The 22,264-nt window shown below is 66.3% G+C and carries 22 protein-coding genes; 18 read left to right on the top strand and 4 right to left on the bottom strand.

Annotation, left to right across the window (positions count from 1 at the left end):
* Window positions 1–282 precede the first annotated feature (282 nt).
* From LC039_RS18450 to LC039_RS18410, 9 genes are all read left to right on the top strand, one after another.
* Window positions 283–618: a hypothetical protein gene (locus tag LC039_RS18450; RefSeq protein WP_226627200.1), complete on the top strand. Its 336-nt coding sequence runs from the start codon at window positions 283–285 to the stop codon at window positions 616–618.
* A complete protein-coding gene (locus LC039_RS18445) occupies window positions 615–989 on the top strand; it encodes a response regulator (protein WP_095882021.1) in 375 nt (124 codons plus the stop codon). The genes LC039_RS18450 and LC039_RS18445 overlap by 4 nt, the downstream gene beginning before the upstream one ends.
* 2 nt (window positions 990–991) lie before the next feature.
* Window positions 992–3,133, top strand: a complete 2,142-nt coding sequence (locus LC039_RS18440; protein ID WP_226627198.1) for a chemotaxis protein CheA — start codon at window positions 992–994, stop codon at window positions 3,131–3,133.
* Window positions 3,126–3,593, top strand: coding sequence for a chemotaxis protein CheW (locus tag LC039_RS18435; protein WP_108968485.1), 468 nt, complete (start codon window positions 3,126–3,128; stop codon window positions 3,591–3,593). Before LC039_RS18440 ends, LC039_RS18435 begins: the two co-directional genes overlap by 8 nt.
* Entirely contained in the window at window positions 3,590–4,456 is an 867-nt protein-coding gene (locus LC039_RS18430; protein WP_226627197.1) for a CheR family methyltransferase, read from the top strand. Before LC039_RS18435 ends, LC039_RS18430 begins: the two co-directional genes overlap by 4 nt.
* Window positions 4,457–4,465: 9 nt before the next feature.
* Window positions 4,466–4,852, top strand: a complete 387-nt coding sequence (locus tag LC039_RS18425; protein WP_226627195.1) for a response regulator — start codon at window positions 4,466–4,468, stop codon at window positions 4,850–4,852.
* A gap of 4 nt (window positions 4,853–4,856) precedes the next feature.
* Window positions 4,857–5,219, top strand: a complete 363-nt coding sequence (locus LC039_RS18420; RefSeq protein WP_226627193.1) for a chemotaxis protein — start codon at window positions 4,857–4,859, stop codon at window positions 5,217–5,219.
* A 238-nt stretch (window positions 5,220–5,457) separates the two neighbouring features.
* Window positions 5,458–6,516, top strand: a complete 1,059-nt coding sequence (locus LC039_RS18415) for a CheB methylesterase domain-containing protein (RefSeq protein ID WP_226627192.1) — start codon at window positions 5,458–5,460, stop codon at window positions 6,514–6,516.
* A complete protein-coding gene (locus LC039_RS18410; protein ID WP_226627190.1) occupies window positions 6,513–7,037 on the top strand; it encodes a chemotaxis protein CheD in 525 nt (174 codons plus the stop codon). The genes LC039_RS18415 and LC039_RS18410 overlap by 4 nt, the downstream gene beginning before the upstream one ends.
* Window positions 7,038–7,136: 99 nt before the next feature.
* Here LC039_RS18410 and LC039_RS18405 read toward each other — a convergent pair whose 3' ends face one another.
* The 4 genes from LC039_RS18405 to LC039_RS18390 form a co-directional block, all read right to left on the bottom strand.
* The gene (locus LC039_RS18405; RefSeq protein WP_226627188.1) at window positions 7,137–7,859 is read right to left on the bottom strand and encodes a peptidase; all 723 of its coding nucleotides are present in this window, start codon (window positions 7,857–7,859) and stop codon (window positions 7,137–7,139) included.
* A 142-nt stretch (window positions 7,860–8,001) separates the two neighbouring features.
* Window positions 8,002–8,841: a transglutaminase family protein gene (locus LC039_RS18400; protein WP_226627187.1), complete on the bottom strand. Its 840-nt coding sequence runs from the start codon at window positions 8,839–8,841 to the stop codon at window positions 8,002–8,004.
* Window positions 8,838–9,791 (bottom strand): alpha-E domain-containing protein, encoded by a 954-nt coding sequence (locus tag LC039_RS18395; RefSeq protein ID WP_226627185.1) that lies wholly within the window; start codon window positions 9,789–9,791, stop codon window positions 8,838–8,840. The genes LC039_RS18400 and LC039_RS18395 overlap by 4 nt, the downstream gene beginning before the upstream one ends.
* Window positions 9,792–9,795: 4 nt before the next feature.
* Window positions 9,796–11,220 (bottom strand): circularly permuted type 2 ATP-grasp protein, encoded by a 1,425-nt coding sequence (locus LC039_RS18390; RefSeq protein ID WP_226627183.1) that lies wholly within the window; start codon window positions 11,218–11,220, stop codon window positions 9,796–9,798.
* Between the two features lie 470 nt (window positions 11,221–11,690).
* Here LC039_RS18390 and urtA point away from each other — a divergent pair, with 470 nt between their 5' ends.
* From urtA to LC039_RS18345, 9 genes are all read left to right on the top strand, one after another.
* Window positions 11,691–12,980 carry an urea ABC transporter substrate-binding protein gene (gene urtA, locus LC039_RS18385; protein ID WP_226627182.1) on the top strand — a complete coding sequence of 430 codons (1,290 nt, stop codon included), beginning with the start codon at window positions 11,691–11,693 and terminating at the stop codon, window positions 12,978–12,980.
* A gap of 90 nt (window positions 12,981–13,070) precedes the next feature.
* The gene (urtB, locus tag LC039_RS18380; RefSeq protein WP_226627180.1) at window positions 13,071–15,056 is read left to right on the top strand and encodes an urea ABC transporter permease subunit UrtB; all 1,986 of its coding nucleotides are present in this window, start codon (window positions 13,071–13,073) and stop codon (window positions 15,054–15,056) included.
* 193 nt (window positions 15,057–15,249) lie between these two features.
* Window positions 15,250–16,485 (top strand): urea ABC transporter permease subunit UrtC, encoded by a 1,236-nt coding sequence (gene urtC / locus LC039_RS18375; protein ID WP_226627179.1) that lies wholly within the window; start codon window positions 15,250–15,252, stop codon window positions 16,483–16,485.
* Entirely contained in the window at window positions 16,482–17,222 is a 741-nt protein-coding gene (urtD, locus tag LC039_RS18370) for an urea ABC transporter ATP-binding protein UrtD (protein WP_226627177.1), read from the top strand. The genes urtC and urtD overlap by 4 nt, the downstream gene beginning before the upstream one ends.
* 79 nt (window positions 17,223–17,301) lie before the next feature.
* Complete coding sequence (gene urtE / locus LC039_RS18365; RefSeq protein ID WP_226627175.1) at window positions 17,302–17,997, top strand: urea ABC transporter ATP-binding subunit UrtE; 696 nt, start codon at window positions 17,302–17,304, stop codon at window positions 17,995–17,997.
* Window positions 17,998–18,089: 92 nt separating this feature from the next.
* The gene (locus LC039_RS18360; RefSeq protein WP_226627174.1) at window positions 18,090–18,236 is read left to right on the top strand and encodes a hypothetical protein; all 147 of its coding nucleotides are present in this window, start codon (window positions 18,090–18,092) and stop codon (window positions 18,234–18,236) included.
* A 23-nt stretch (window positions 18,237–18,259) separates the two neighbouring features.
* A complete protein-coding gene (locus LC039_RS18355) occupies window positions 18,260–19,609 on the top strand; it encodes an ABC transporter substrate-binding protein (RefSeq protein ID WP_226627172.1) in 1,350 nt (449 codons plus the stop codon).
* Between the two features lie 68 nt (window positions 19,610–19,677).
* Window positions 19,678–20,922, top strand: a complete 1,245-nt coding sequence (locus tag LC039_RS18350; RefSeq protein WP_226627170.1) for a carbohydrate ABC transporter permease — start codon at window positions 19,678–19,680, stop codon at window positions 20,920–20,922.
* A gap of 100 nt (window positions 20,923–21,022) precedes the next feature.
* Window positions 21,023–22,240, top strand: a complete 1,218-nt coding sequence (locus LC039_RS18345) for a carbohydrate ABC transporter permease (RefSeq protein WP_226627169.1) — start codon at window positions 21,023–21,025, stop codon at window positions 22,238–22,240.
* The last annotated feature ends 24 nt before the right edge of the window (window positions 22,241–22,264 follow it).

Below are 22,264 nucleotides of genomic sequence, written 5' to 3'. Positions count from 1 at the left end.
CTGCGCGCTGCGGCCGGGGGATGCAAGCGCAGTGGCGAGGCCTCCGCGCGGAACGCCGCGACAAGGCAGAAATCCGGGCGCCAGAACGCTTTGTTAAGACCCCGCCTGTAGGTCTCGAACCTGTCCCCGGCGCCGGCCAGCCATCCGGGGCAATGCGGGGCCCGGCTGCGCGCCACGCGTGCGCCCGCCGGCCCCGGGGCAGGCGCGATATTCCCACGGTGACCGGCTGCGATCTGGCCGCGGGTCGCCACCGCTCTTCTGTGGCAAAGGACCGAACTTGCGATGACAGAGCTTCACAGCCACGTGCTCGACCCAGGGCGCAACCGCAATGGCGAAGACCCACTCGTGCCGTTCCTGCTCGGGGCGCGGCACATGCCCGTTTCGATCTCGGTGCGCGACGTGCTGCGGCTCGATGCGCACCGGCTGCAGATCCTGCTCGTGGCGCAGAAGCAATGGCAGGCCGAGGCACTGCCCTTCACCCTGACCGAGATCACCGAGACCTTCCGCGCCGGGCTGGAACGACTCGGCCTGCCCGCCACCCAGTTCGATCCGGCCGGCACGGGCAGCGGCGCCGAACGTCCGGACGTCTCCGCGGACGGCAAGGAGTCCCTGAAATGACCACGAAAGTCCTGGCGATCGACGATTCCCGCACGATCCGGAACCTCCTGCGCATCTCGCTTGAGGGCGCGGGCTTCGAGTTTCATTCCGCCTGCGACGGGGTCGAGGGGGTCGAGCAATTCTCCGAGGTCGAGCCCGACGTGGTGATCACCGACATCAACATGCCCAACATGGACGGTTTCGGCGTAATCGAGACACTGCGCAGCGGCCCCAACCGCACGACCGTGCCGATCATCGTACTGACCACCGAAAGCGGTGCCGATCTCAAGGCCCGCGCCCGCGCCGCCGGGGCGACCGGCTGGATCGTGAAACCCTTCGACGACGCATCTCTGGTCTCGGTGCTGCGCCGGCTCACAGGACACATGGTGTAGAGATGTCGAGAAATTCCATCCGCGATACGTTTTTCGAAGAATGCGAAGAGCTGCTCGAGGCCCTGGTCGAGGGGCTGTCCTCGATGGAGCAGGACCCCGACGACATGGACGTGGTCAATGCCGTGTTCCGCGCCGTGCATTCGATCAAGGGCGGCGCCGGCGCCTTCGCGCTCGACCGGCTGGTGAGCTTCGCGCATACCTTCGAGACAGTGATGGACAAGGTGCGCGGCCAGGAGCTCAAGGTCAACGCCGAGTTGATGCATCTCTTTCACCGGTCCGGCGACCAGCTTGCCGATCTCGTGGAGGCTGCGAGGGACGAGCGCGAACCGAACGCCGAGTCCGAAGCCGCCATCCTCAAGGAGCTCGACAGCTACCTCGGCGAGGCGGACAAGGACGACAGTTTCAGTTTCGACGCGGTGACCCTCGAGTTCGATGCCGCTCCGGTGGAAGTCGAGGCTCCGGAAGAGGCCGAGGCGGAGGCGGAGGCTGAGGCGGAGGACGGTGCCCTGCGCCGCTTCGACATTCGCTTCAAGCCCGGCCCGGCGCTCTATGCCAACGGGCATGAGCCGCTGCTGCTCTTCGATGCCTTGGCAGAACTCGGCGACCTGCGCGTGGCGGCAGACCTCTCGGACCTGCCGGAGTTCGACGCCTTCGATCCCAACGGCGCGGTGATCTCCTGGACGCTGCAGCTCGAGACCACGGAACCTGAGACCGTGCTGCACGAGATCTTCGAATTCGTGGAATCCCTCTGCGAGCTCGACATCCGCGAAAACACTGGCGCCACGACGCCTGCGCTCATGGATGCGGCCGCGGAACTGCCCGGTCTCTCGCCGCCCCCGGCCCCGCCCGACGCGGACAGCCCGATCGCGGCGACGGATCCTCCGGACGCCCGCGGCGACGCCCAGCGCGGCGAAGCGCGCGGTCCCCGCCCCACCCTGCGCGTCGATCTCGAACGCGTCGACCGGCTGATCAACACCGTGGGGGAGCTGATTATAAACCAGGCGATGATCTCGCAGCGGATCGAGGAGCTCGAGCTGCCCGCCGTCGCCCATCTGACCAACGAGTTCGAGGCCTACAAGCTGCTCGCCCGTGACATCCAGGAAGGGGTGATGGCGATCCGCGCACAGCCGGTGAAGCCGCTCTTCCAGCGCATGTCGCGCATCGTCCGCGAGGCGGCGGAAGCGACCGGCAAGAAAGCCCGGCTGGTCACCGTCGGCGATTCCACCGAGGTAGACAAGACGGTCATCGAGCGGCTGGCCGACCCTCTGACCCATATGGTGCGCAACGCGGTCGACCACGGTCTGGAAAAAGCCGATGCCCGCGCCGCTTCCGGCAAGGAGAGCGTCGGCACGATCCGCCTCTCGGCCTCACACCGCTCGGGCAGCGTCTTCATCGAGATCGGCGACGACGGCGCCGGCCTCAACAGGGCGCGAATTCTCGAAAAGGCGATCGAGAAGGGGCTGGTGCTGCCGGAGGCGGAACTGTCGGAGACCGAGATCGACAACCTGCTGTTCCTGCCCGGGTTCTCCACGGCCAGCGAGGTCTCGAACCTCTCGGGGCGCGGCGTGGGCATGGACGTTGTGAAGAACGCGGTTGCGGCGCTTGGCGGTCGGGTCTCGATCGCGTCGACCCCCGGCGCTGGCACGACCTTCACCATCGTGCTGCCGCTCACCCTCGCCGTGATGGACGGCTTCGTTATCTCGGTCGCCGATCAGACCATGGTCATCCCCATCGCCTCGATCATCGAAACGATCCGCCCCAGCCAGCGCGACCTGCACGCCGTGGGAACGAAGGGCGTGGTGATCCTCGTGCGCGGCGCCTACGTGCCGGTGGTCGATGTCGCCTTCAACCTCGGCCTGTCCCCCGCCCGCAAGGAGGCGGGGGATGGCGTGCTTCTTCTGGTCAGCACGGAGAGCCAGGGACTGACCGCGCTCCGGGTCGAGGCAATCCACGACCAGCGTCAGGTGGTGATCAAGAGCCTCGAAAGCAATTATGCCGCCATTCCAGGTGTTTCGGCCGCGACGATCCTCGGCGACGGCAAGATCGCCCTGATCCTCGACCCCGAGGAAGTGGTCAAATTGCAGCCGGCCGCGCCCTTCTTCCCCGCAATCACCCCCCCGAAACTGGAGCTTCGCCATGCTTGACGCCGACGAGGGACAGACCGAGACGCAGTTCGAATTCATCACCTTCTCCGCCGGGAACCAGAGTTTCTGCCTTGAGATCATGCAGATCCGCGAGATTCGCCGCTGGACCCCGGTGACCAAGCTGCCACACACGCCGGACGATGTTCTGGGCGTGATGAACCTGCGCGGTGCAGTCATTCCGATCTTCGACCTTTCCGCGCGCTTCGGCCTTGGAGAGACGCCGGACAATGAGCGCAACGTGGTGATCGTCGCCGCGGCCGGTGGCACCACGATCGGGCTGCTGGTGGAATCCGTCTCGGAGATCCTTTCGGTTGCCAAGTCCTCGATCCAGGAAACGCCCGACATGAAATCCGACGCGGCGCGACAGGCCATCCTGGGCGTGATCTCCGTCGGCGAATCCATGGTCCGGGTGGTGAATCTTGACGCGGTGCTCGACCAGGAAGGCGGGGCCGCCGCATGAGCCTCGCTGGAGCCGATACTCTGCCCGGGGAATTCACCTTCACCGACGCGGATTTTGACGCTCTCGCGCGGCTCGCGCGGAGCGAGTTTGGCCTCAGCCTTGCCTCGAGCAAGAAGCCCCTGGTCTATTCCCGCCTAGCGCGGCGCCTTCGGGCACGCGGCCTCGCCTCCTTCGCTGACTACATGTCACTGCTCGACCAGGGCGACGAGGCGGCGGAAAGGCTGGAACTGGTCTCTGCACTCACCACCAATGTCACTAGCTTCTTTCGCGAGAAGCACCATTTCGAAACGCTTCGCACCGCGCTGATACCGGAATTGGCGGCGCAGAAGCGGATTCGCATCTGGTCTGCAGGCTGCTCCTCCGGGCAGGAAGCCTTCTCCATTGCCATGACGCTGCTCGACGGGGTGCCGCCAGGGGCGCGCGATTTGCGTATCCTGGCCACCGACATCGATCCCGCGATCCTGCGAAAAGCCCGCAGCGGGCGCTACCCTGCGGAGGATTGCGAAACCGTGCCCGCCGACTTTCGCAGCCGCTGGCTGCGTCCGCTTCCGGGCCAGCCCGAAATGGTCGAGGTCAGCGCCGAGCTCAAGGCACTGATCAGCTTCGCCGAGCTCAACCTGATCTGCGACTGGCCCTTCAAGGGCCCGTTTGACGCCATCTTCTGCCGCAACGTCGCGATCTATTTCGATCAGGACACCCAGCAGCGTCTCTGGACACGCTTTGCCGAGAAGCTCCGCGCCGGGGGCATCCTGTTCATCGGCCACTCCGAACGCCTGTCCGGTCCCGCCCTTCCCGAGTTCACCACCGCCGGTGTGACCACCTACCGCAAAGGCGCAACGCCCGGCCCGCTGCGGCCGACCTAGGAGAATGAAATGAGTTTGAAGGATTCGCTGCGTATCATGGTGGTTGATGACATGGCCACGAGCCGCGGGCTGATCACCCAGGCGCTCGACGAGATCGGCATCAAGAACTACCTGACGGAGAACGACGGCAGCAAGGCGCTGGCCAGGATGGCGGGCAGCCCTGTGCATCTTGTCCTGTCTGATTTCAACATGCCGAACATGGACGGGCTCGCGTTGCTCAAGGCGGTACGGCAAAATCGTGCAACCCAGAAGGTCGGCTTCATTCTGGTCACCGGAAAGCCCACCCCCGACATGGTCGCACAGGCCAAGCAGCTCGGCCTCAACAACATGATTAAGAAGCCCTTCACCTCGATCGCGATGAAGCAGTGCATCGAGAGCGTCGTCGGAAAGCTCTGATATCATGACCCCGCCGACCTCCCTCCCCATCAGCGCAAATGAAGCAACATGGCTGCTCTCGCGCGAAATCAGGCATCTGCAGCAACGGCTGGAGAGGCTCGAGCACGGCATGGAGCACCTCTATTCAGGGAGTGCGGATTCCCGGCTCGGCTCCGTGGCGATCACCGCCTTCCAGGAACTCGACATGCTGGCGCAGTCCACCGATGCGCTCGCGGGCTACGTCGAGCGTCTTGCGCGTCTCCTGGACAGCGATGCCGCGCTGGACCTGAGCGAGGCGCTGGCAGTCGTCCCCCTGCGCGATCTGCGCCAGAGGCTCGGCGGCACCCAGGGAGACGGGCTTGAACCGAACGCCCCAGAGTTGTTCTGATGCGCCGCCCCGCCTGTATCCTTCATCCGCAGCAGGACACGCGGCGAGATCCCGCGGATATTGCACGGGGGCCGCTGCGCAGGGCCCCGGCGCACGCAAGGCGATCTGCAGGCAATCCATCGGCAGGCAAACCTAGGGGAACAGCTGAGATGGCGCCGTTCGAGGTGGACCGAGCGCGCGCGCCCCTGCACCGCGCGCGATGTGCCGTGCCACGGATTTCGCCATGACGGAGGCACAGATGTCGAAGATATCCTTGATCCTGGCGCATCCGGACCTCGGCCTGCGGCGGCGGCTGGCCGCCGGGCTGCGAAGCTCCGCCTTCATCGACCTGTTGTCCGAAACCCATGACCTGATGACGACCTATACCGAGGTCGAGGAGCGAGAGCCGATGGCCGTGCTGATCGGAGAACGGCTCGCCCTCCTGCCGGAGTTCGAGGTGATGCGCGCGCTCTTTGCCACGCTCGACGTGCGCTGGCTGGTGATCAAGACCCGCGGCGCGCCGGCCGGTCCCGCCGCCAGCCCCTGGGACAAGCGTTCGGACCTCTTTGCCATCGACCCCGAGGTCGCCCCAGAGGAGCTGGTCGGCACGCTGCGTTCGCTCACCCGCACCACGCGGCGGCTCGGACCGCGGGCGCCGGATCCGGGCCCGCAACCACCCACGCCCCCGACCTCCGCGCGCAGCAACCGGTTCATCTTGCTTGGCGCCTCCACCGGCGGGGTCGATGCGCTGCTGAACGTGCTGTCGAGCTTTCCCGCGGACTGCCCGCCTACCTTCATCGTCCAGCACACCGGCGGCGGCTTTGGCGAAAGCCTGACGCGGCTGCTCGACAGGCAATGCGCCGCGCAGGTCCGGCGGGCCGAGGATGGCGCGCGGGTCGGCCATGGCCAGATTGTCGTCGCAGCCGGCAACCGCGCCCACCTGCACCTTGCGGGCGGCACGCCGATGAAGATCGCCCTGCGCGTTGGCGAGCCGATCGCGGGGCACATGCCCTCGGTGGATGCGCTCTTCACCTCGGCGCTGCCCGGCGCCCCGCGGGCGGTCGCGGCGCTGCTCACCGGCATGGGGCGGGACGGCGCGCAGGGTCTCAAGGCGCTGCGCGACGCCGGCGCCACCACCTTCGCGCAGGATGAGGCGAGCTGCATCGTCTACGGCATGCCCCGCGCCGCGCATGAGCTTGGCGCGGTGCAGACAACCCTCCCGTTGCCGGAGATCGGTCCTGCCCTGCTGAACGCCTGCGCGGCGCCGGCGCCCGCCACGGTCTCGAACAGCCCGAATGGAAGGATCCCCGCGCGATGAGCGATACCGCAGAAAAGCTGGTGAACGTGATCCAGGGCGAGTACCGGATTTCCTCCTCCCCCTCCGAGGTGCTGTCGACCGTGCTGGGATCCTGCGTTGCCGTCTGCCTCACCGATGCCGCCGCCGGCGTCGGCGGCATGAACCATTTCCTGCTGCCGCAGCGCGCCGGGAAGGAGGGTGAGAATGTGCGCTATGGCGCCTATTCGATGGAACTTCTGATCAACGGGCTGCTGAAAGCGGGCGCGCAGAAGAACCGGCTGGTCGCAAAACTCTTCGGCGGCGCCAATATGCTCAGCCAGCTGCGCGACATCGGCGGCTCCAACGTCGCCTTTGCCAAGGAATTCCTGCAGAACGAGGCGATCCCGCTCGCCTCGGAGAGCACCGGCGGCACATCCGCGCGGCGCATCCGCTTCTGGCCCGCCGACGGGCGGGTCCGGCAATTCGTCGTGCCCGGAGAGATCGAGGCCGTCGCTCCGATCCAGCCCCCGAAGCCCCCGCCGACCGAGATCACCCTGTTCTGAAAGGCCGCCCGGAGATTCGAATGGAGGACAGAAAAGCCGCCGACTCCGGATCAGTGGCGCGGTACCGCGCCCCAAAAAGCTCGCGCCCGACGCGGGTGGTCAGATCGCGTCGATTTCGGCGAAGGCGTTGCGCAGGGCTTCCGACCAGTCGTGGCTCATCTTCTGGAAGGCTTCGTCCGTCGGCTCGATCCGCCGCCGCCGGGTCACCGCGAGGGCGTCATGCTCGATCACCGCGAAGTCGAGCGGCATGCCCACGCTGAGGTTCGAGCGCAGGGTGGAATCCATGGACAGGAGCACCGCCTTCTCGGCATCCGCCAGCGTGGTCTCCGGCGAGATCACCCGGTCGAGGATCGGCTTGCCATACTTGTGCTCGCCGATCTGCAGGAAAGGCGTGTCGGGCGTGGCCTCGATGAAATTCCCCTCGGGGTAGACAAGGAACATGCGCATCGGCCCGCCCTTGCGCTGACCGGCGACGATCATCGAGGCGGTGGCGCTCTGGTTCATCCGCTCCATCTTCGACGACACCTCGGAGGTGACATCCGACAAGGTGGCGCCGACGATCTCGGCCACCTGCAGCATGCCCGGCGCGCGCAGGATCGAGCGATCCGAGTCGGCATCGTCATTGGCCTCGTTCAACCGCGCGATTACCGTCTGGGTGATCGACAGCGAGCCCGCGGTCATGATCCCGATGGCGCGATCGCCTTCCTTCTCGAAGAGGAACATCTTGCGATAGGTCGCGATATTGTCGAGCCCGGCATTGGTGCGCGTGTCGGACAGCAGAACGACGCCCGCATCCAGCAGCAATCCCACGCAATAGGTCATCTGTCCCCGAGTCCTTCCGATTGGCAGCGCACCGATATACCGCCGCGCCCCGTCCCCGGCAATCCTGCTCGAAGGGATAGGGTTACGGCAATATGACACGTCGCCCAAATTTCGGGCGTTCCGCGTGGCCGGCTGCCGCGCGCTATTGCTGCTGTTGCTGTCCCGACTGCCCCGCGCTGACGATCACCTCGACCTCGAGGTGTTCCTCCGGCGTCGCGCCCTGCACGAGGCCCCGGATCGGCGCGGCGTCGAGCGCGTCGTAGCCCGAGCCGAGGCGCACGTAGCGCTCGTCGGGGCAGCACTCGTTGGCGGCATCGAAACCGACCCAGCCCAGTTCGGGCACCCAGATCTCGGCCCAGGCATGGCTGGCCTCATGCGGGGTGCCATCCTCGGTCGCCTGCAGGTAGCCGGTGACGTAGCGCGCCGGCATCTCGGCGACATGGGCGACGGAAATCAGCGCATGGGCGTGATCCTGGCACACGCCCACCCCGCCCGAAAGCGCTTCGATGGCGGTGGTGTGCGGCTTGGTCTCGCCGGGCTTGTACTCGATCGCCTCCGAGACGGCACGGCTCAGCGCATGGGCGCGGTCGAGCGCGCTGGCGTTCTCCATGCCCTTCAGGGCAACGGCCGACAGCGCCTTCAGCTCGGCGTTCGCCTCGACCTGCCGGGTCGGACGCAGGTAGGCTGAGGGCGGCACGCGCTCGCGGTGATCGCGCAAGACCCCATAGGAGTCGGTGGTCTCGACCTCGCCTGCGACCTCGACCGTGACCTCCGAGAGCGGGCCGCGCCAGGTGGCGAGGCGGATCATGTCGCCTGCGCCGTCGACGAATTCCGCCCCGGTCTGCCCGCCGTGCGAGGTCACCTCCCACGACAGGATGCGCTGGTTGGCACAGTCCGCCGGCCACAGCTTCTGGGATTGCACGATGCCGCGCACCGGCTCGTCGAACCGGTAGCGGGTGATATGTCGGATCGAAAGTCTCATGCCGGCATTCCGCTCAGGTAGACCTCTTGCACCGTGGTCGCGACCTCGGCGTTGCGCGACATGAATCGCGCGAGGAATTCGTGCAGCCCCTCCTCGAAAATGTCCTCGACGGTCGCCGCACGCAGATCGTCAAGCAACGTGTGCGCCACCTCCTGCGCCGCAGTGGCAGTCTGGTAGCTCTCGGCGAGATTGTCGAGGTGTTCGCAATACCATTGCACGCAGGCGCGCAGCGAGCGCGGGAACCGGCGGTTGAGGATCAGCAGGTGCGCGATCTTGGCGGCGGTGATCTCGCCCTGGTAGCTCCAGTTGAAGGCCCGCTGCGCGGTCATCGACTGCAGCAGCAGCGCCCATTGGCTCTGGTCGAGCCCCGAGCCGACGTAGTTCACCGAGGGCAGCAGCACGTAGTATTTGACGTCGATCAGCCGCGCGGTGTTATCGGCGCGCTCGGCGGTGGTGCCGATGCCCATGAAGTCGTAGCCGTCGTTGCGCAGTTGCGTCGACATGATGGCACCACGGATCAGCTGGCACGACCGCAGGGTCCATTCGCACAGATCGGTCACCATCAGCTTGCTGCGCTCGGTGCGGTGCAGCTGCTGCAGCTCCTGGAAGGAGGTGTTGATCGCGTCCCAGGCCGGGGCGGTCAGCGCGGTGCGCACCACCCGCGCGTTCTCGCGCGCCGCCGACAGGCACGAATAGACCGACGAGGGGTTATCGGAGTCGAAGAACAGCCAGGTTTCGATATTGCGCTGGTTGGTCTCCTTGTACTTGTCGAGGAAGGGCTCGAGCGTGCCCTTGGCGAGCAGCACGGCCTCCCAGTCGTTGCGGTAGCCGCCGGTGGCGTTGGGCAGCAGCGCATTGCGCGCGCCAACCTCCAGCAGGCGGGCGGTGGTTTCGGTGCGCTCGATGTAGCGCGCCATCCAGTAAAGGTGTTCTGCAGTCCGGCTCAGCATGTCTTCACTCCGCCAATACCCAGGTGTCCTTGACCCCGCCGCCCTGCGACGAGTTCACCACGAGCGAACCCTCGGTCAGCGCCACGCGGGTCAGCCCGCCCGGCACCAGCTCGATGGTTTCCCCCACGAGGCAGTAAGGTCGCAGATCGACGTGGCGCGGCGCGATCCCCTCCTCGACGAAGGTCGGGCAGGCCGAGAGCGCCAGCGTCGGCTGGGCGATGTAGTTGTCGGGGTTCTTGCGGATCTTCGCGGCAAAGGACTCGATGGTCGACTTGTCGGACTTCGGCCCGACCAGCATGCCGTAGCCGCCCGATCCGTGCACCTCCTTGACCACAAGCTCCGAGAGGTTCTCGAGCACGTATTTGCAGTCGTCGGGCTTGGCGCATTGCCATGTGGGCACGTTTTCGAGGATCGGTTCCTCGCCGAGATAGAAGCGGATCATCTCGGGCACGAAGGTGTAGATCGCCTTGTCGTCGGCCACGCCCGCGCCGGGGGCCGAGCAGATGGTCACCCCGCCCGAGCGGTAGACACTCATCAGCCCCGGCACGCCGAGCATCGAGTCGGGCCGGAAGCACAGCGGGTCGATGAAGGCGTCGTCGATCCGGCGATAGATCACGTCGACCTTCTTGGGGCCCTCCGTGGTCTTCATCCAGACGAAGTCGCCCTCGACGAAGAGATCCTGCCCCTCGACCAGCTCCACGCCCATCAGGTCGGCGAGGAAGCTGTGCTCGTAGTAGGCCGAGTTGAAATGGCCCGGCGTGAGGATGACGATGTTCGGCTCGCCCTGGCATTTCTTGGGTGCCACCGAGGCCAGGGTCTTCTTGAGAAGGCCGGCGTATCCGTCGACCGGGCGGATGCGGTTCTCCATGAAGAGCTGCGGGAACATGCGCATCATGATCTCGCGGTTCTGCAGCATGTAGCTCACGCCCGAGGGCGTGCGGCAATTGTCTTCCAGCACGTAGAACTGGTCGGGCCCGGTGCGCACCAGATCGACGCCAACGATATGGCTGAACACGCCGCGCGGCGGGCGGAAGCCGATGGCGGCCTTCTCGAAGGCCTCGTTGTTGGTCACCAGGTGCTCGGGGATCTTGCCTGCGCGGATGATCTCGCGGCGGTCGTAGACATCGGCCAGGAAGGCGTTCAGCGCCGCCGCCCGCTGCCGCACGCCGCGGTCGAGCTTGCGCCATTCCTCGGCGGTCATCACCCGCGGGAACATGTCGAAGGGAATGAGCCGCTCCGGATCCCCGCCCTCGCCGTAGACCGCGAAGGTGATCCCGACCCTTCGGAACAGGGCCTCGGCCTCGCTCTGCTTCAGGCTTCGCAGTTCGGCCGGCATCGACCGGTACCATTTCTCGAGGTTCTGATAGGCCGAGCGAACCTGCTCGCCGTTCAACATCTCATTGAAAATCGCTGGCTTCGTGGCGCTCATGACAATCCCTTTGTTCTGAGGCTCACGTTCTCCGTTTCGCGGGCGAAGGAAAAGCCCCCCGCGCAGAAAAACGATCCCGGCCCCAAATTACCTGCCCAAAAAACCGGCAAACCCTCCGTGACGAATCCGATCTCCTGAGCATTCGCCGTAGTTTAGCCGGATATCCTCCTCATTCCTCATATCTTTCGATTAAATATTAGACATCTAAAGCAGTCATCGCACAGGAAATAATCACGCACTCCCGGGGCTTCGCCTGCCAGCGGAAAGCATGTGCCCGGCAATCACCGCTCCGTTATCTCAAGAGAGCGCGCGACGACGGCGCGTCAACGGGGAGCCGTGGCGGACCAAGCTCAAAAGGGCAGCCGCCTGTGGCACAACAATAATCGAAGCGGAGGAGGACCCGCCCAGATCACCGGCCGCAAGAGCCGGGACGCGCGGAGCCGAGACCCCGCTCTCTAGGGATGTTGAACATGACCAAAGCACTCAAACTTTCCACCGTGGCCGCGCTGGCCATGATCTCTGCAGGCGCCGCCTCGGCGCAATCCGCCGACTGCCCGATCAAGGTCGGCGTGCTGCACTCGCTCTCCGGCACCATGGCGATTTCCGAGACCACTCTGAAAGACACCATGCTGATGCTGATCGAGAAGCAGAACGCCGCCGGCGGCCTGCTCGGCTGCGAGCTCGAAGCGGTGGTCAAGGATCCGGCGTCCGATTGGCCGCTGTTTGCGGAAAAGGCCCGCGAGCTGATCTCGAACGACGAGGTCGACGTGATCTTCGGCTCCTGGACCTCCGCCTCGCGCAAGGCGGTGCTGCCGGTGATCGAGGAGCTCAACGCGCTCTACTTCTACCCGGTGCAATACGAGGGTGAGGAAAGCTCGAAGAACGTCTTCTACACCGGCGCCGCGCCGAACCAGCAGGCGATCCCGGCCACCGATTACTTCCTCGACGAGCTTGGCGTCGAGAAGTTCGCCCTGCTCGGCACCGACTACGTCTACCCGCGCACCACGAACCGCATCCTCGAGGCCTATCTCAAGGACAAGGGCATCGCGGAAGAGGACATCTTCATCAACTACACGCCCTTCGGCCATTCCGACTGGTCGACCATCGTGTCGGACGTGGTCGCGCTCGGCGCCGACGGCAAGCAGGTCGGCGTGATCTCGACGATCAACGGCGATGCCAACATCGGCTTCTACAAGGAACTGGCAGCGCAGGGCGTCTCGGCCGACGACATCCCCGTGGTGGCCTTCTCCGTGGGGGAAGAAGAACTCTCCGGCCTCGACACCTCGAACCTCGTCGGCCACCTCGCCGCGTGGAACTACTTCATGACCGCCGACACCCCCGAGAACGCCGAGTTCATCGAGCAATGGCACGCCTTCATCGGCGATGACGCCCGCGTCACCAACGACCCGATGGAAGCCCACTACATCGGCTTCAACATGTGGGTGAACGCGGTGACCGCCGCCGAGACCACCGATGTCGACGCCGTGCGCGAAGCCATGTGGGGCCAGGAGTACCCGAACCTGACCGGCGGCACCGCCGTGATGGGCGTGAACCACCACCTTTCCAAGCCCGTGCTGATCGGCGAGATCCGCGCCGACGGCCAGTTCGACATCATCTCGGAGACCGATCCGGTTCCGGGCGATGCCTGGACCGACTTCCTGCCGGACTCGGCTGTCCTCAAGTCCGATTGGAAAGACCTCGAGTGCGGCATGTACAACACCGAGACCGAGAGCTGCGTGCAGATCCAGTCCAACTACTGATCTGAGCCAACCTCAGGCGGGCGCGCGCTCCGGCAGCGCGCCCGCCACACCGCTTTTCCATTGTCCGCACTCTGTTCCCGGGGGCCGTCCATGCCGCGCGCGCTTCTCTCCTGTCTTGCGCTCCTGCTTTGCCTGATCCTGACGCCGCTGACCGCCTCCGCGCAGGACACCGGCACAGCGGACACCGGGCCCGACACGGGGCTCGAGGCGATCCTCCAGCAATACGCCGACGAGGTGGCCAAGCCCGGCCGCCAGACCGTCGGCACGCTGATCGAGGCGCTCGTCACCTCCGGCGATCCCGCCGTTCCGACCTTCCTGCAGACCTGGGCCGACCGCGAGGTCTACCAGCGCACCACCGACGGGCGGTTCTTCTACGCCGAGAAGGACGGCGACAGCTACGCGCTGACCGACATCGCCACCGGCGAGTCCGCCGGCACCGCGCCGAGCGCCGAGATCGACCAGATCCGCCCCAATGGTGGCGTGCGCCGGGTGATCGGCACCGCGCTGGTGCAGTTCCAGCTCTCCGATCCGAACATCACCAACCGCATCGCCGCGCTCGACGCGATCGCGCGCAGCCCCTCCGCCGACCAGATCGAGCCGCTGCGCGCCTCCATCGAGACCGAGGAGGACCCCGGCGTGCTGGCCCGCAAGCGGCGTCTCGACGGCATGCTCACCGCCAGCTTCGGCGCCACCCCCGAGGTACGTATCGACGCCATCGAGGCGCTCTCGTCGGAGCTCAGCGTCGACGTGCGCGCGGTGCTCAACCAGATCCTCACCACCCGCGCCGGCGTCGCCGAAACCCTGCCCGAGGGCGCAAACATCGCCCGCGAACTGACACCCGGCAAGGACCTGACCGAGGCCGAGGCCTATGCCCGCCTGGTCAGCGCCGAACTCGCCCAGCCAGTGCAGAGCCGCGAGCAGATCAAGGCCGCCCTCACCGCCAATCTCGCCGATGGCGCGGTCGCGGGCGTGCCCCTCGGCCAGCTCGGCTCGGAGGCCGGACGCGCCCGCGCCTATGCCGCGCTCGCCGAGGCGGGCACCGTCCCTGCCCGCGTCACCGAGGAGGACCGCGCCGCCGCCCTCGCCTCCCATGTCTTCTACGAGGAATACACCGAGCCGGATGCCGCCATCACCGCGGCCGCCGAGGCGGCACTCGGCTCGGTGCGCACCCGCGTCGGTCTTTGGCAGGCGGTGGACTTCGGGCTCGACTCGCTGTCGCTGGCCTCGATCTACTTCCTCGCCGCCATCGGCCTTGCCATCACCTTCGGCGTCATGGGGGTGATCAACATGGCGCATGGCGAGTTCATCATGATGGGGGCCTATACCGGCTACGTGGTGCAGCAGATCATCCCCGACTACACGTTGTCGCTGATCGTCGCCCTGCCGCTGGCCTTCGCGATCACCTTCGCCGCGGGCGTGGCGATGGAGCGGCTGGTGATCCGCTGGCTCTACCACCGCCCACTGGAGACGCTGCTGGCCACCTTCGGCATCTCCATCGCGCTGCAACAGCTCGCCAAGAACATCTTCGGCACGCAGGCCCGCCCGCTCACCTCGCCGCACTGGCTCGACGGGGCGTGGATCCTCAACGACGTCGCCGGCATCGCCAACATCCGCATCGCGATCTTCGTGCTGGCGCTGGTCTTCCTGTGCCTGATCCTCTTCATCCTGAACAAGACCCGCATCGGCCTCGAGGTCCGCGCCGTCACCCAGAACCCGGGCATGGCCGCCTCGATGGGCATCAACCCTGACAAGATCAACATGCTGACCTTCGGACTCGGCTCGGGCATCGCCGGTATCGCCGGCATCGCCATCGGGCTCTACGCGCAGGTCACCTCGGAGATGGGCGCCAACTATATCGTGCAGAGCTTCATGACCGTGGTCGTCGGCGGCGTCGGCAACGTCTGGGGCACGCTGGCGGGCGCCGCGCTGATCGGCATCCTGCAGAAGGGCATCGAGTGGATGAACCCCAGCAATACGCTGGCGGCGCAGACCTACATGATCCTCTTCATCATCCTCTTCATCCAGTTCCGCCCGAAGGGCATCGTCGCCCTCAAGGGCCGCGCGGCGGGAGATTGACCATGGCCATGCAGACCTCGCCCCGCCGCGCCTGCATCACCGCAGGGATCGCCTCCGCCGGACGCAATTGCAGCACGACGAGCTCCGCGCGGCGCCCGCCCCTTCGTCTGGACAGAAATATCCTGGGGGAGAGCCCCCAACAGGGCACCGCCAGGCAGAGCCCCCTCCCCCCGCAGACCAAGGGAGCCACCGCATGACCAGCTTCTTCGCGCAGAACAAATCCGTCGCCTGGTTCCTGCTGGCCCTCGCGCTCTTAGTGCTGCTGGTGACCGTGCTGGCGCCCGCCACCGGCACCGGCTTCCTGTCGACCTCCTTCGTCAAGACGCTGGGCAAGACGCTCTGCCTGATGCTGGTCGCCGTGGCGATGGACGTGGTCTGGGGCTACACCGGCATTCTCAGCCTCGGCCACATGGCCTTCTTCGGGCTCGGCGGCTACATGATCGGCATGTGGCTGATGTACGCCCGCACCGAGCTGATCATCGCCGAAAGCCTGCGCAACGCACCGATCCCGCCCACCCCCGAGGAAATCCACGACGCCATCGGCCAGCAGATCTTCGGCGTGGTCGGCAGCGCCGATTTCCCCTGGCTCTGGGGCTTCGCGCACAGCTTCCCGCTGCAGCTCGCCATGGTGGTGCTGGTGCCCGGCATCCTCGCGCTGGTCTTCGGCTGGCTCGCCTTCCGCAGCCGCGTCACCGGCGTCTACCTGTCGATCCTGACGCAGGCGATGACGCTCGCCCTGTCGCTTTACCTCTTTCAGAACGAGGCCGGCCTGCGCGGCAACAATGGTCTGTCGGGCCTGCAGAACCTGCCGGGGCTCGACGCGGTGCCGCAGGCCACGATCTCGATCTGGTTCTTCTGGGGCTCGGCGGCCGCGCTCGGCCTCGGCTACCTGCTCTTTGCCTGGGTGGTCTCGGGCAAGATGGGCTCGGTGATCCGCGGCATCCGCGACAACGAGAACCGCGTGCGCTTCCTCGGCTACCACGTGGAGAGCTACAAGCTCTTCATCTTCACCCTGACCGGCATCGTCTCGGGCCTCGCCGGGGCGCTCTACTACCCGCAGGCCGGGATCATCAACCCGGCCGAGATCGCCCCTATCGCCTCGATCTACCTGGCGGTCTGGGTCGCCATCGGCGGGCGCGGGCGACTCTACGGCGCGGCGCTCGGCGCCGCCGTGGTCTCGCTGCTGTCGAGCTGGTTCACCGGCGGCGGCGCGCCCAACGTCAACCTCGGCTTCTACACGATCAACTGGACCGACTGGTGGCTGGTGCTGCTGGGGCTCAGCTTCGTCGCCGTCACATTGCTTGCGCCCAAGGGCATCGGCGGCATCTTCGATCTGTTCACCCGCCACCACCCGGTGCCCGAGCGGGTCGGCGATTTCGGCCCCGACATGGGCGCGCATCGCACCGTCGAGGGGGAGGAAGAGAAATGAAGACCCTGCTCGAATTGTCCGGCGTCTCCGTCAGCTTCGACGGGTTCAAGGCGATCAACAACCTCAGCTTCCGCATCGGCGAGCCCGAGCTGCGGGCCATTATCGGCCCCAACGGCGCCGGCAAGACCACCTTCATGGACATCATTACCGGCAAGACCCGCCCCGACGAAGGCCGCGTGCTCTGGGGCGAGAAATCGGTCTCGTTGCTGAAGATGTCGGAAAGCCAGATCGCCCGCTCGGGTGTCGGGCGCAAGTTCCAGAAACCCACGGTCTTCGAGGCGCAGACCGTGCGCGAGAACCTCGCCATGGCGCTGAAGAACAAGCGCGGGCCGTTCGACGTCCTGTTCTACAACAAGACCAGGGCCGGGGCGGAGAGGATCGAGGAGATCGCCGCCGAGATCGGGCTGACCGACCAGCTCGGGCGGGTCTCGGGCGAGCTCAGCCACGGGCAGAAGCAATGGCTCGAAATCGGCATGCTGCTGGCGCAGGATCCGCGCTTGCTGCTGGTCGACGAGCCCGCCGCGGGCATGACGCCGGCCGAGCGCGAGCACACCACCGACCTCCTGCGCCGGGCGGCGCAGAAACACGCGGTGGTGGTGGTCGAGCACGACATGGAATTCGTGCGGCGGCTCGATTGCAAGGTGACGGTGCTCTGCGAGGGCTCAGTGCTGGCCGAGGGCTCGCTGGATCACGTGACCGCCAACCAGGACGTCATCGACGTCTACCTCGGACGATGAAGACACACGCGGAACTGCAACGTCCTTCGAAGGACGTTGCAAATCTCTTCGAAGAGATTTGCGGATGGAGTGAGATGCCATGCTGAAAGTCGACAACCTTACCCTGCACTACGGGCAAAGCCAGATCCTCCACGGCATCAGCCTCGCGGCGGAGCCGGGCAAGGTCACCGCGGTGATGGGCACCAACGGCGTGGGCAAGACCTCGCTGCTCAAGGCCATCGCCGGGCGCCACCCCTACTCCAGCGGAACGATCAGCCTCGACGGAACACCGCTGGAGCACCTCAACGCCTATCAGGCGGCGCGGGCGGGCATCGCCTACGTGCCGCAGGGCCGCGAGATCTTTCCGCTGATGACCGTGCAGGAGAACCTCGAGTCCGGCTTTGCCTGCCTCGATCGTTCCGAGCGCGGCGTGCCGGCGCATATCTTCGAGCTCTTCCCCATCCTCAAGGACTTCCTGCAGCGCCGCGGCGGCGATCTTTCGGGCGGGCAGCAGCAGCAGCTTGCCATCGCCCGCGCGCTGATCACCCGGCCGCGCGTGCTGCTGCTCGACGAGCCGACGGAAGGCATCCAGCCCAACATCATCCAGCAGATCGGCCGGGTCATCGCGCAGCTGCGCGATCAGGGCGACATGGCGGTGGTGTTGGTCGAGCAGTATTTCGATTTCACCTGGGGACTGGCCGACAGTTTCTACGCCGTCACGCGCGGCGCTGTGTCGCTTTCCGGACAGGCCGGGCAGATCGATCGAGAGGCGCTGCTCGAAAAAGTCTCAATCTGACGGCAAAATCCGGTAAGTTGCTGCGTTGCGGCGTCTTTTTTCCTTGCCTAAAGCGCTTTGAGCCCCAAGTCTCCGGTCAGGAGATTGTTCAGATGTTCATGGTGTTGAAGGGGTTTTCGAGGGAGGAGGTCACGCTGCATTTCGGCAGCCGCGCGCGTCTGCGCGCCTTTCCTCGCTCAGCCACCGCGCAGGCAGCCATCACGCAAGCCGCGCCCATCCCCTTCCACTCGCCGGTTTGACGACCAACGACAGGAGGAAGACGATGACACCCATCAAACGCCGCGCGCTCGGCGGCACCGCCATGGCATTGGCGCTGACCGCCGGGATGGCCCAGGCCGACACGATCCGGTTCTGGACCATCGAGGAGCAGCCCGAGCGACTTGCCAAGCAGGAGGCCATGGCCGCCGCCTTCACCGAGGCCACCGGCCACGAGGTCGAGGTGATCCCGGTCACCGAGAGCGAGATGGGCACCCGCGCCACCGCCGCCTATGCGGCCGGCGACATGCCCGATGTCATCTACCACCCGCTGTCCTACGCCCTGCCCTGGGCCGAGGCCGGCATTCTCGACCCCGATGCAGCGACCGACGTGATCGAGGATCTGGGCGGCGCCACCTTCGCCCCCGGCGCGCTGAAGATGGCCGAGTTCGACGACGGCTTCGCCTCGGTGCCTGCCGACGGCTGGACGCAGATGATCATCTACCGCAAGGATCTCTTCGAGGAGGCCGGGCTCGAGCCGCCGACCAGCTACGCCAATGTGGAAGCCGCGCTCGAAGCGCTGCACAACCCGCCCGAGATGTACGGTTTCGTCGCGGCGACCAAGGTCGACGAGGCCTTCATGAGCCAGGTGCTCGAGCATGTCTTCCTCGCCAACGGCGTCTCGCCGGTCGGCCCGGACGGGTTCGCCGAGCTCGACGAGGCCGCGACCACCGAGGTGCTCGAGTTCTACAAGGCGATCGCCAAGGCCTCGCCGCCGGGCGATCTGTTCTGGGATCAGGCCCGGACGATCTATTTCTCGGGCAACACCGCGATGACCATCTGGTCGCCCTTCATCCTCGACGAGCTGGCCGGCCTGCGCGACAGCGCGCCGCCCACCATCACCGATGATCCGACCTCGGCCGAGCTTGCCGGGAAGACCGGCATCGTCACCAACTTCTCCGGCCCGTCCAATCCCGACGGCGCCGCCTTTGCCGAGCTGAACTTCCTCGGCATCACCGGCGATGCCAACACCGATGTCGCCGAGGAGTTCGTGAAGTTCTCCATGGACGAGGGCTATCTCGACACGCTGGCCATCGCCCCCGAGGGCAAGTTCCCGGTCCGCCGCGGCACCGACGAGGATCCCGAGATGTTCGTCACCGAATGGTCGAAGCTGCCGGTCGGGGTCGACCGCCAGGCGTCGCTGGTCGATCTCTACGGCGAGGAGACGGTGGACGAGCTGGTCGCCGGCCTCGACGTGGCGCAGCGCTGGGGCGGCGACGTCAACCAGATGGCGCTGGCCTCGAAGATGGTCAACAGCCAGGCGGTGAACCGCGTGGTCCGCGCCTTCATCGACGACGAGATCGACGCCGCCGAGGCGGTCAGCCAGCTCAACGAAGAGCTGGGCGCGATCCAGTAAGCAATTGATACAGCGGGGCGCTTTCCCGGCGCCCCACATTTCTCGACGTGCAAGACCGGAGGGTGTCCATGACGGAACCCGTTCCACCGAAGGGCATGGGCCCGCTCGCCCGCCGCGAGGCGCGGCTCGCCTGGGGCCTGCTCTTTCCCACCCTCGCCGCCGTGGCGCTGGTGGTGATCCTGCCGCTGCTCGCGGTGTTCTGGATCGCCTTCAAGCCGATCGGCCTCGCAGAGCTGCGCCCACCCGCCCCCGTGGTGCGCGAGGACATCCGCGGCGACCTCGAAGAGGGCGATCCGGGCGCCTACCTGCGCTACCGGCTGCGCAACTCCTCGCAGGACCAGGCGATCACCGGCGTCACCCTGACCGACACCTGGCCCGAGGGGCTGAGCGCCACCGAGATGGACCCGCGCTGCACGCTCGAAGGATCCACGCTGAGCTGCGATCTCGGCGACTGGGAGGGCGGCTTCCGCGACCAGATCCGCATCCCCGTCGCGGCCGACCCCAGCTATTTCGAAGGGCCGGACGTCGAAGAGACCGAGCCGGTGATCACCGGCAAGGCCAACAACGTGCTCACCTCCTTCTCGAGCTTCACGCTGGAGAACTTCGCCCGCATCTTCGACGGCTCGGAATTCTGGTCGGTGCTCGGCGTGACGCTGTTCTACACGGTCTTCGGCACTGCCGGCGCGCTGATCATGGGGCTGTTCGCCGCCATGCTGCTCGACAAGAGCTTCACCGGCCAGGGCATCCTGCGCGGGCTCTACCTCTTTCCCTACGTCGCCCCGGTGATCGCCGTCGCCTTCGCCTGGATCCTGCTCTTCGACCCCTACTCGGGCTCGGCCAATGCGCTGCTGATGCAGATGGGCGTGACCAGCCAGGCGATCAACTTCTTCGGCGAGCGCCCGCTGGCGCTGATCATGGTGACGCTCTTCGAGATCTGGCGTTACTTCCCGCTGTCGTTCCTCTTCATCCTCGCCCGGATGCAGTCGATCGACACCGACATGTACGAGGCCGCCGACATGGACGGCGCCTCGCCCTTCCAGAAGTTCCGCTACCTGTCGCTGCCGCAGTTGCTGGGGATCCTGTCGGTGCTGTTCCTGCTGCGCTTCATCTGGACCTTCAACAAGTTCGACGACATCTTCCTGCTCACCGGCGGCAACGCCGGCACCCGGGTGCTGACGGTGAACGTCTACGAGCAGGCATTCGCCCTGTCGAACATCGGCGCGGGCGCGGCGGTGGCGGTGGTGATCTTCCTGTCGCTGATCCTCTTCTCGCTGTTCTTCTTCCGCGTGATGAGCCGGGAGGAGGGGCTGTGATGCGCGCTTGCCGACCCGACCCGCATCTGACCGGCGCCGGACCGGGGGCCAGCCCCCGAACCCCCGGGATATTTTTCTCTGGACGAAGCAGGGGGATGAAATGAGACCGCTGCGTTTCGGATATGCCACCGCACCGTTGCTGGGCGCGCTCTGGTGCTTCGTCATCGCCACCACCGTGGCGGTCGCCATGAGCTTCGCCACCGGCGCCGGCTTCCGCCCATCCTGGCTCTCGCTGCCCTGGGGGGCGCTGATGGGGCTTGCCTGCCTGCGCGGCGGCGGCGGCAGGCCCGCGCTGCCGCTTGGCCTCGGCGTGGTGATGCTGCTCGCCTCCGGTCTGGCGGGGCTCTCGCCCATCGCCATCGACCCGGAGGCCGCGCCGCTGGCCCGCTGGATCGGCGTCCTCGCCACGGTGTTCTTCACCGGGGTGGGCCTGTGGAGGATCCTCGACAAGGTGGTGCCGGGCGCGCTCACCCGCCATGTCTTCGAGGCCGCGGTGATCCGCTTCCTCACCGGCTTCGGCTACATCTTCTTCACCGCCATCGTGGTCATCCCCTTCTACGTGATGGTGATGACCTCGCTGAAGAACCAGGCGGCGCTGGTGCAGAACCCGCTGGATTTCTCGCTCGACCTGGGCCAGGGGCTCGGGCTCTTCCGCTCCTACGTCGAGCTGATGCGGGACTACAATTTCGGCAGCTACCTCTGGACCTCCTTCTACGTCTCTGTGCTGACCGTGCTGATCACCCTCGCCTTCGCCATCCCCGGCGCCTACGCCGTGGCGCGGCTGCGCTTCCGCGGGCAGAAGGTGTTCTCGCGCTCGATCCTGCTGATCTACATGGTGCCAATGATCGTGCTGGCGCTGCCGATCTACATCGCCTTTTCGATGACCGGGCTGCGCAACACCATCTTTGGCATCGTGCTGATTTACCCGGTCACCACCATCCCCGTGGCGCTCTACATGCTGCAGGGCTACTTCCGCGGCCTGCCCTCGGAGGTCGAGGAGGCCGGGCTGATGGACGGGCTGTCCCGGCTCAAGGTGATCTGGAAGATCACCCTGCCGCTGTCGCTGCCGGCGCTGGCCTCGGTCTCGCTTTACGTCTTCATGATCGCCTGGAACGAGTTCCTGCTGGCCTTCATGCTGCTCGACGACCCCGGCAAGTTCACCCTGACCCGCGGCATCGCCTCGCTGAACTCCTCGGAGGTGCCGCGCCAGCACCTGATGGCCGGATCGGTGATCGCCACGCTGCCGATCATGGTGCTGTTCCTGGGACTCGAGCGTTTCATGACCAAGGGGCTGACCGCCGGTTCGGTGAAAGGATGAGCGGCGCCGAGGCGCCCTCCGCAA

The organism is Alloyangia pacifica, from assembly GCF_020524285.1.
In the GTDB taxonomy this organism is placed as follows: Bacteria; Pseudomonadota; Alphaproteobacteria; order Rhodobacterales; family Rhodobacteraceae; genus Salipiger; species Salipiger pacificus_B.
The sequence above is the reverse complement of the archived record's forward strand: the minus strand, read 5'-3'. Positions and strand labels throughout refer to the sequence as shown.

Excerpts from the sequence above, each read along its gene's own strand:
- LC039_RS18450 (WP_226627200.1), top strand. The coding sequence starts at position 283 with ATGACAGAGCTTCACAGCCACGTGCTCGACCCAGGGCGCAACCGCAAT.
- LC039_RS18445 (WP_095882021.1), top strand. The coding sequence starts at position 615 with ATGACCACGAAAGTCCTGGCGATCGACGATTCCCGCACGATCCGGAAC.
- LC039_RS18440 (WP_226627198.1), top strand. The coding sequence starts at position 992 with ATGTCGAGAAATTCCATCCGCGATACGTTTTTCGAAGAATGCGAAGAG.
- LC039_RS18435 (WP_108968485.1), top strand. The coding sequence starts at position 3,126 with ATGCTTGACGCCGACGAGGGACAGACCGAGACGCAGTTCGAATTCATC.
- LC039_RS18430 (WP_226627197.1), top strand. The coding sequence starts at position 3,590 with ATGAGCCTCGCTGGAGCCGATACTCTGCCCGGGGAATTCACCTTCACC.
- LC039_RS18425 (WP_226627195.1), top strand. The coding sequence starts at position 4,466 with ATGAGTTTGAAGGATTCGCTGCGTATCATGGTGGTTGATGACATGGCC.
- LC039_RS18420 (WP_226627193.1), top strand. The coding sequence starts at position 4,857 with ATGACCCCGCCGACCTCCCTCCCCATCAGCGCAAATGAAGCAACATGG.
- LC039_RS18415 (WP_226627192.1), top strand. The coding sequence starts at position 5,458 with ATGTCGAAGATATCCTTGATCCTGGCGCATCCGGACCTCGGCCTGCGG.
- LC039_RS18410 (WP_226627190.1), top strand. The coding sequence starts at position 6,513 with ATGAGCGATACCGCAGAAAAGCTGGTGAACGTGATCCAGGGCGAGTAC.
- LC039_RS18405 (WP_226627188.1), bottom strand. The coding sequence starts at position 7,859 with ATGACCTATTGCGTGGGATTGCTGCTGGATGCGGGCGTCGTTCTGCTG.
- LC039_RS18400 (WP_226627187.1), bottom strand. The coding sequence starts at position 8,841 with ATGAGACTTTCGATCCGACATATCACCCGCTACCGGTTCGACGAGCCG.
- LC039_RS18395 (WP_226627185.1), bottom strand. The coding sequence starts at position 9,791 with ATGCTGAGCCGGACTGCAGAACACCTTTACTGGATGGCGCGCTACATC.
- LC039_RS18390 (WP_226627183.1), bottom strand. The coding sequence starts at position 11,220 with ATGAGCGCCACGAAGCCAGCGATTTTCAATGAGATGTTGAACGGCGAG.
- urtA (WP_226627182.1), top strand. The coding sequence starts at position 11,691 with ATGACCAAAGCACTCAAACTTTCCACCGTGGCCGCGCTGGCCATGATC.
- urtB (WP_226627180.1), top strand. The coding sequence starts at position 13,071 with ATGCCGCGCGCGCTTCTCTCCTGTCTTGCGCTCCTGCTTTGCCTGATC.
- urtC (WP_226627179.1), top strand. The coding sequence starts at position 15,250 with ATGACCAGCTTCTTCGCGCAGAACAAATCCGTCGCCTGGTTCCTGCTG.
- urtD (WP_226627177.1), top strand. The coding sequence starts at position 16,482 with ATGAAGACCCTGCTCGAATTGTCCGGCGTCTCCGTCAGCTTCGACGGG.
- urtE (WP_226627175.1), top strand. The coding sequence starts at position 17,302 with ATGCTGAAAGTCGACAACCTTACCCTGCACTACGGGCAAAGCCAGATC.
- LC039_RS18360 (WP_226627174.1), top strand. The coding sequence starts at position 18,090 with ATGTTCATGGTGTTGAAGGGGTTTTCGAGGGAGGAGGTCACGCTGCAT.
- LC039_RS18355 (WP_226627172.1), top strand. The coding sequence starts at position 18,260 with ATGACACCCATCAAACGCCGCGCGCTCGGCGGCACCGCCATGGCATTG.
- LC039_RS18350 (WP_226627170.1), top strand. The coding sequence starts at position 19,678 with ATGACGGAACCCGTTCCACCGAAGGGCATGGGCCCGCTCGCCCGCCGC.
- LC039_RS18345 (WP_226627169.1), top strand. The coding sequence starts at position 21,023 with ATGAGACCGCTGCGTTTCGGATATGCCACCGCACCGTTGCTGGGCGCG.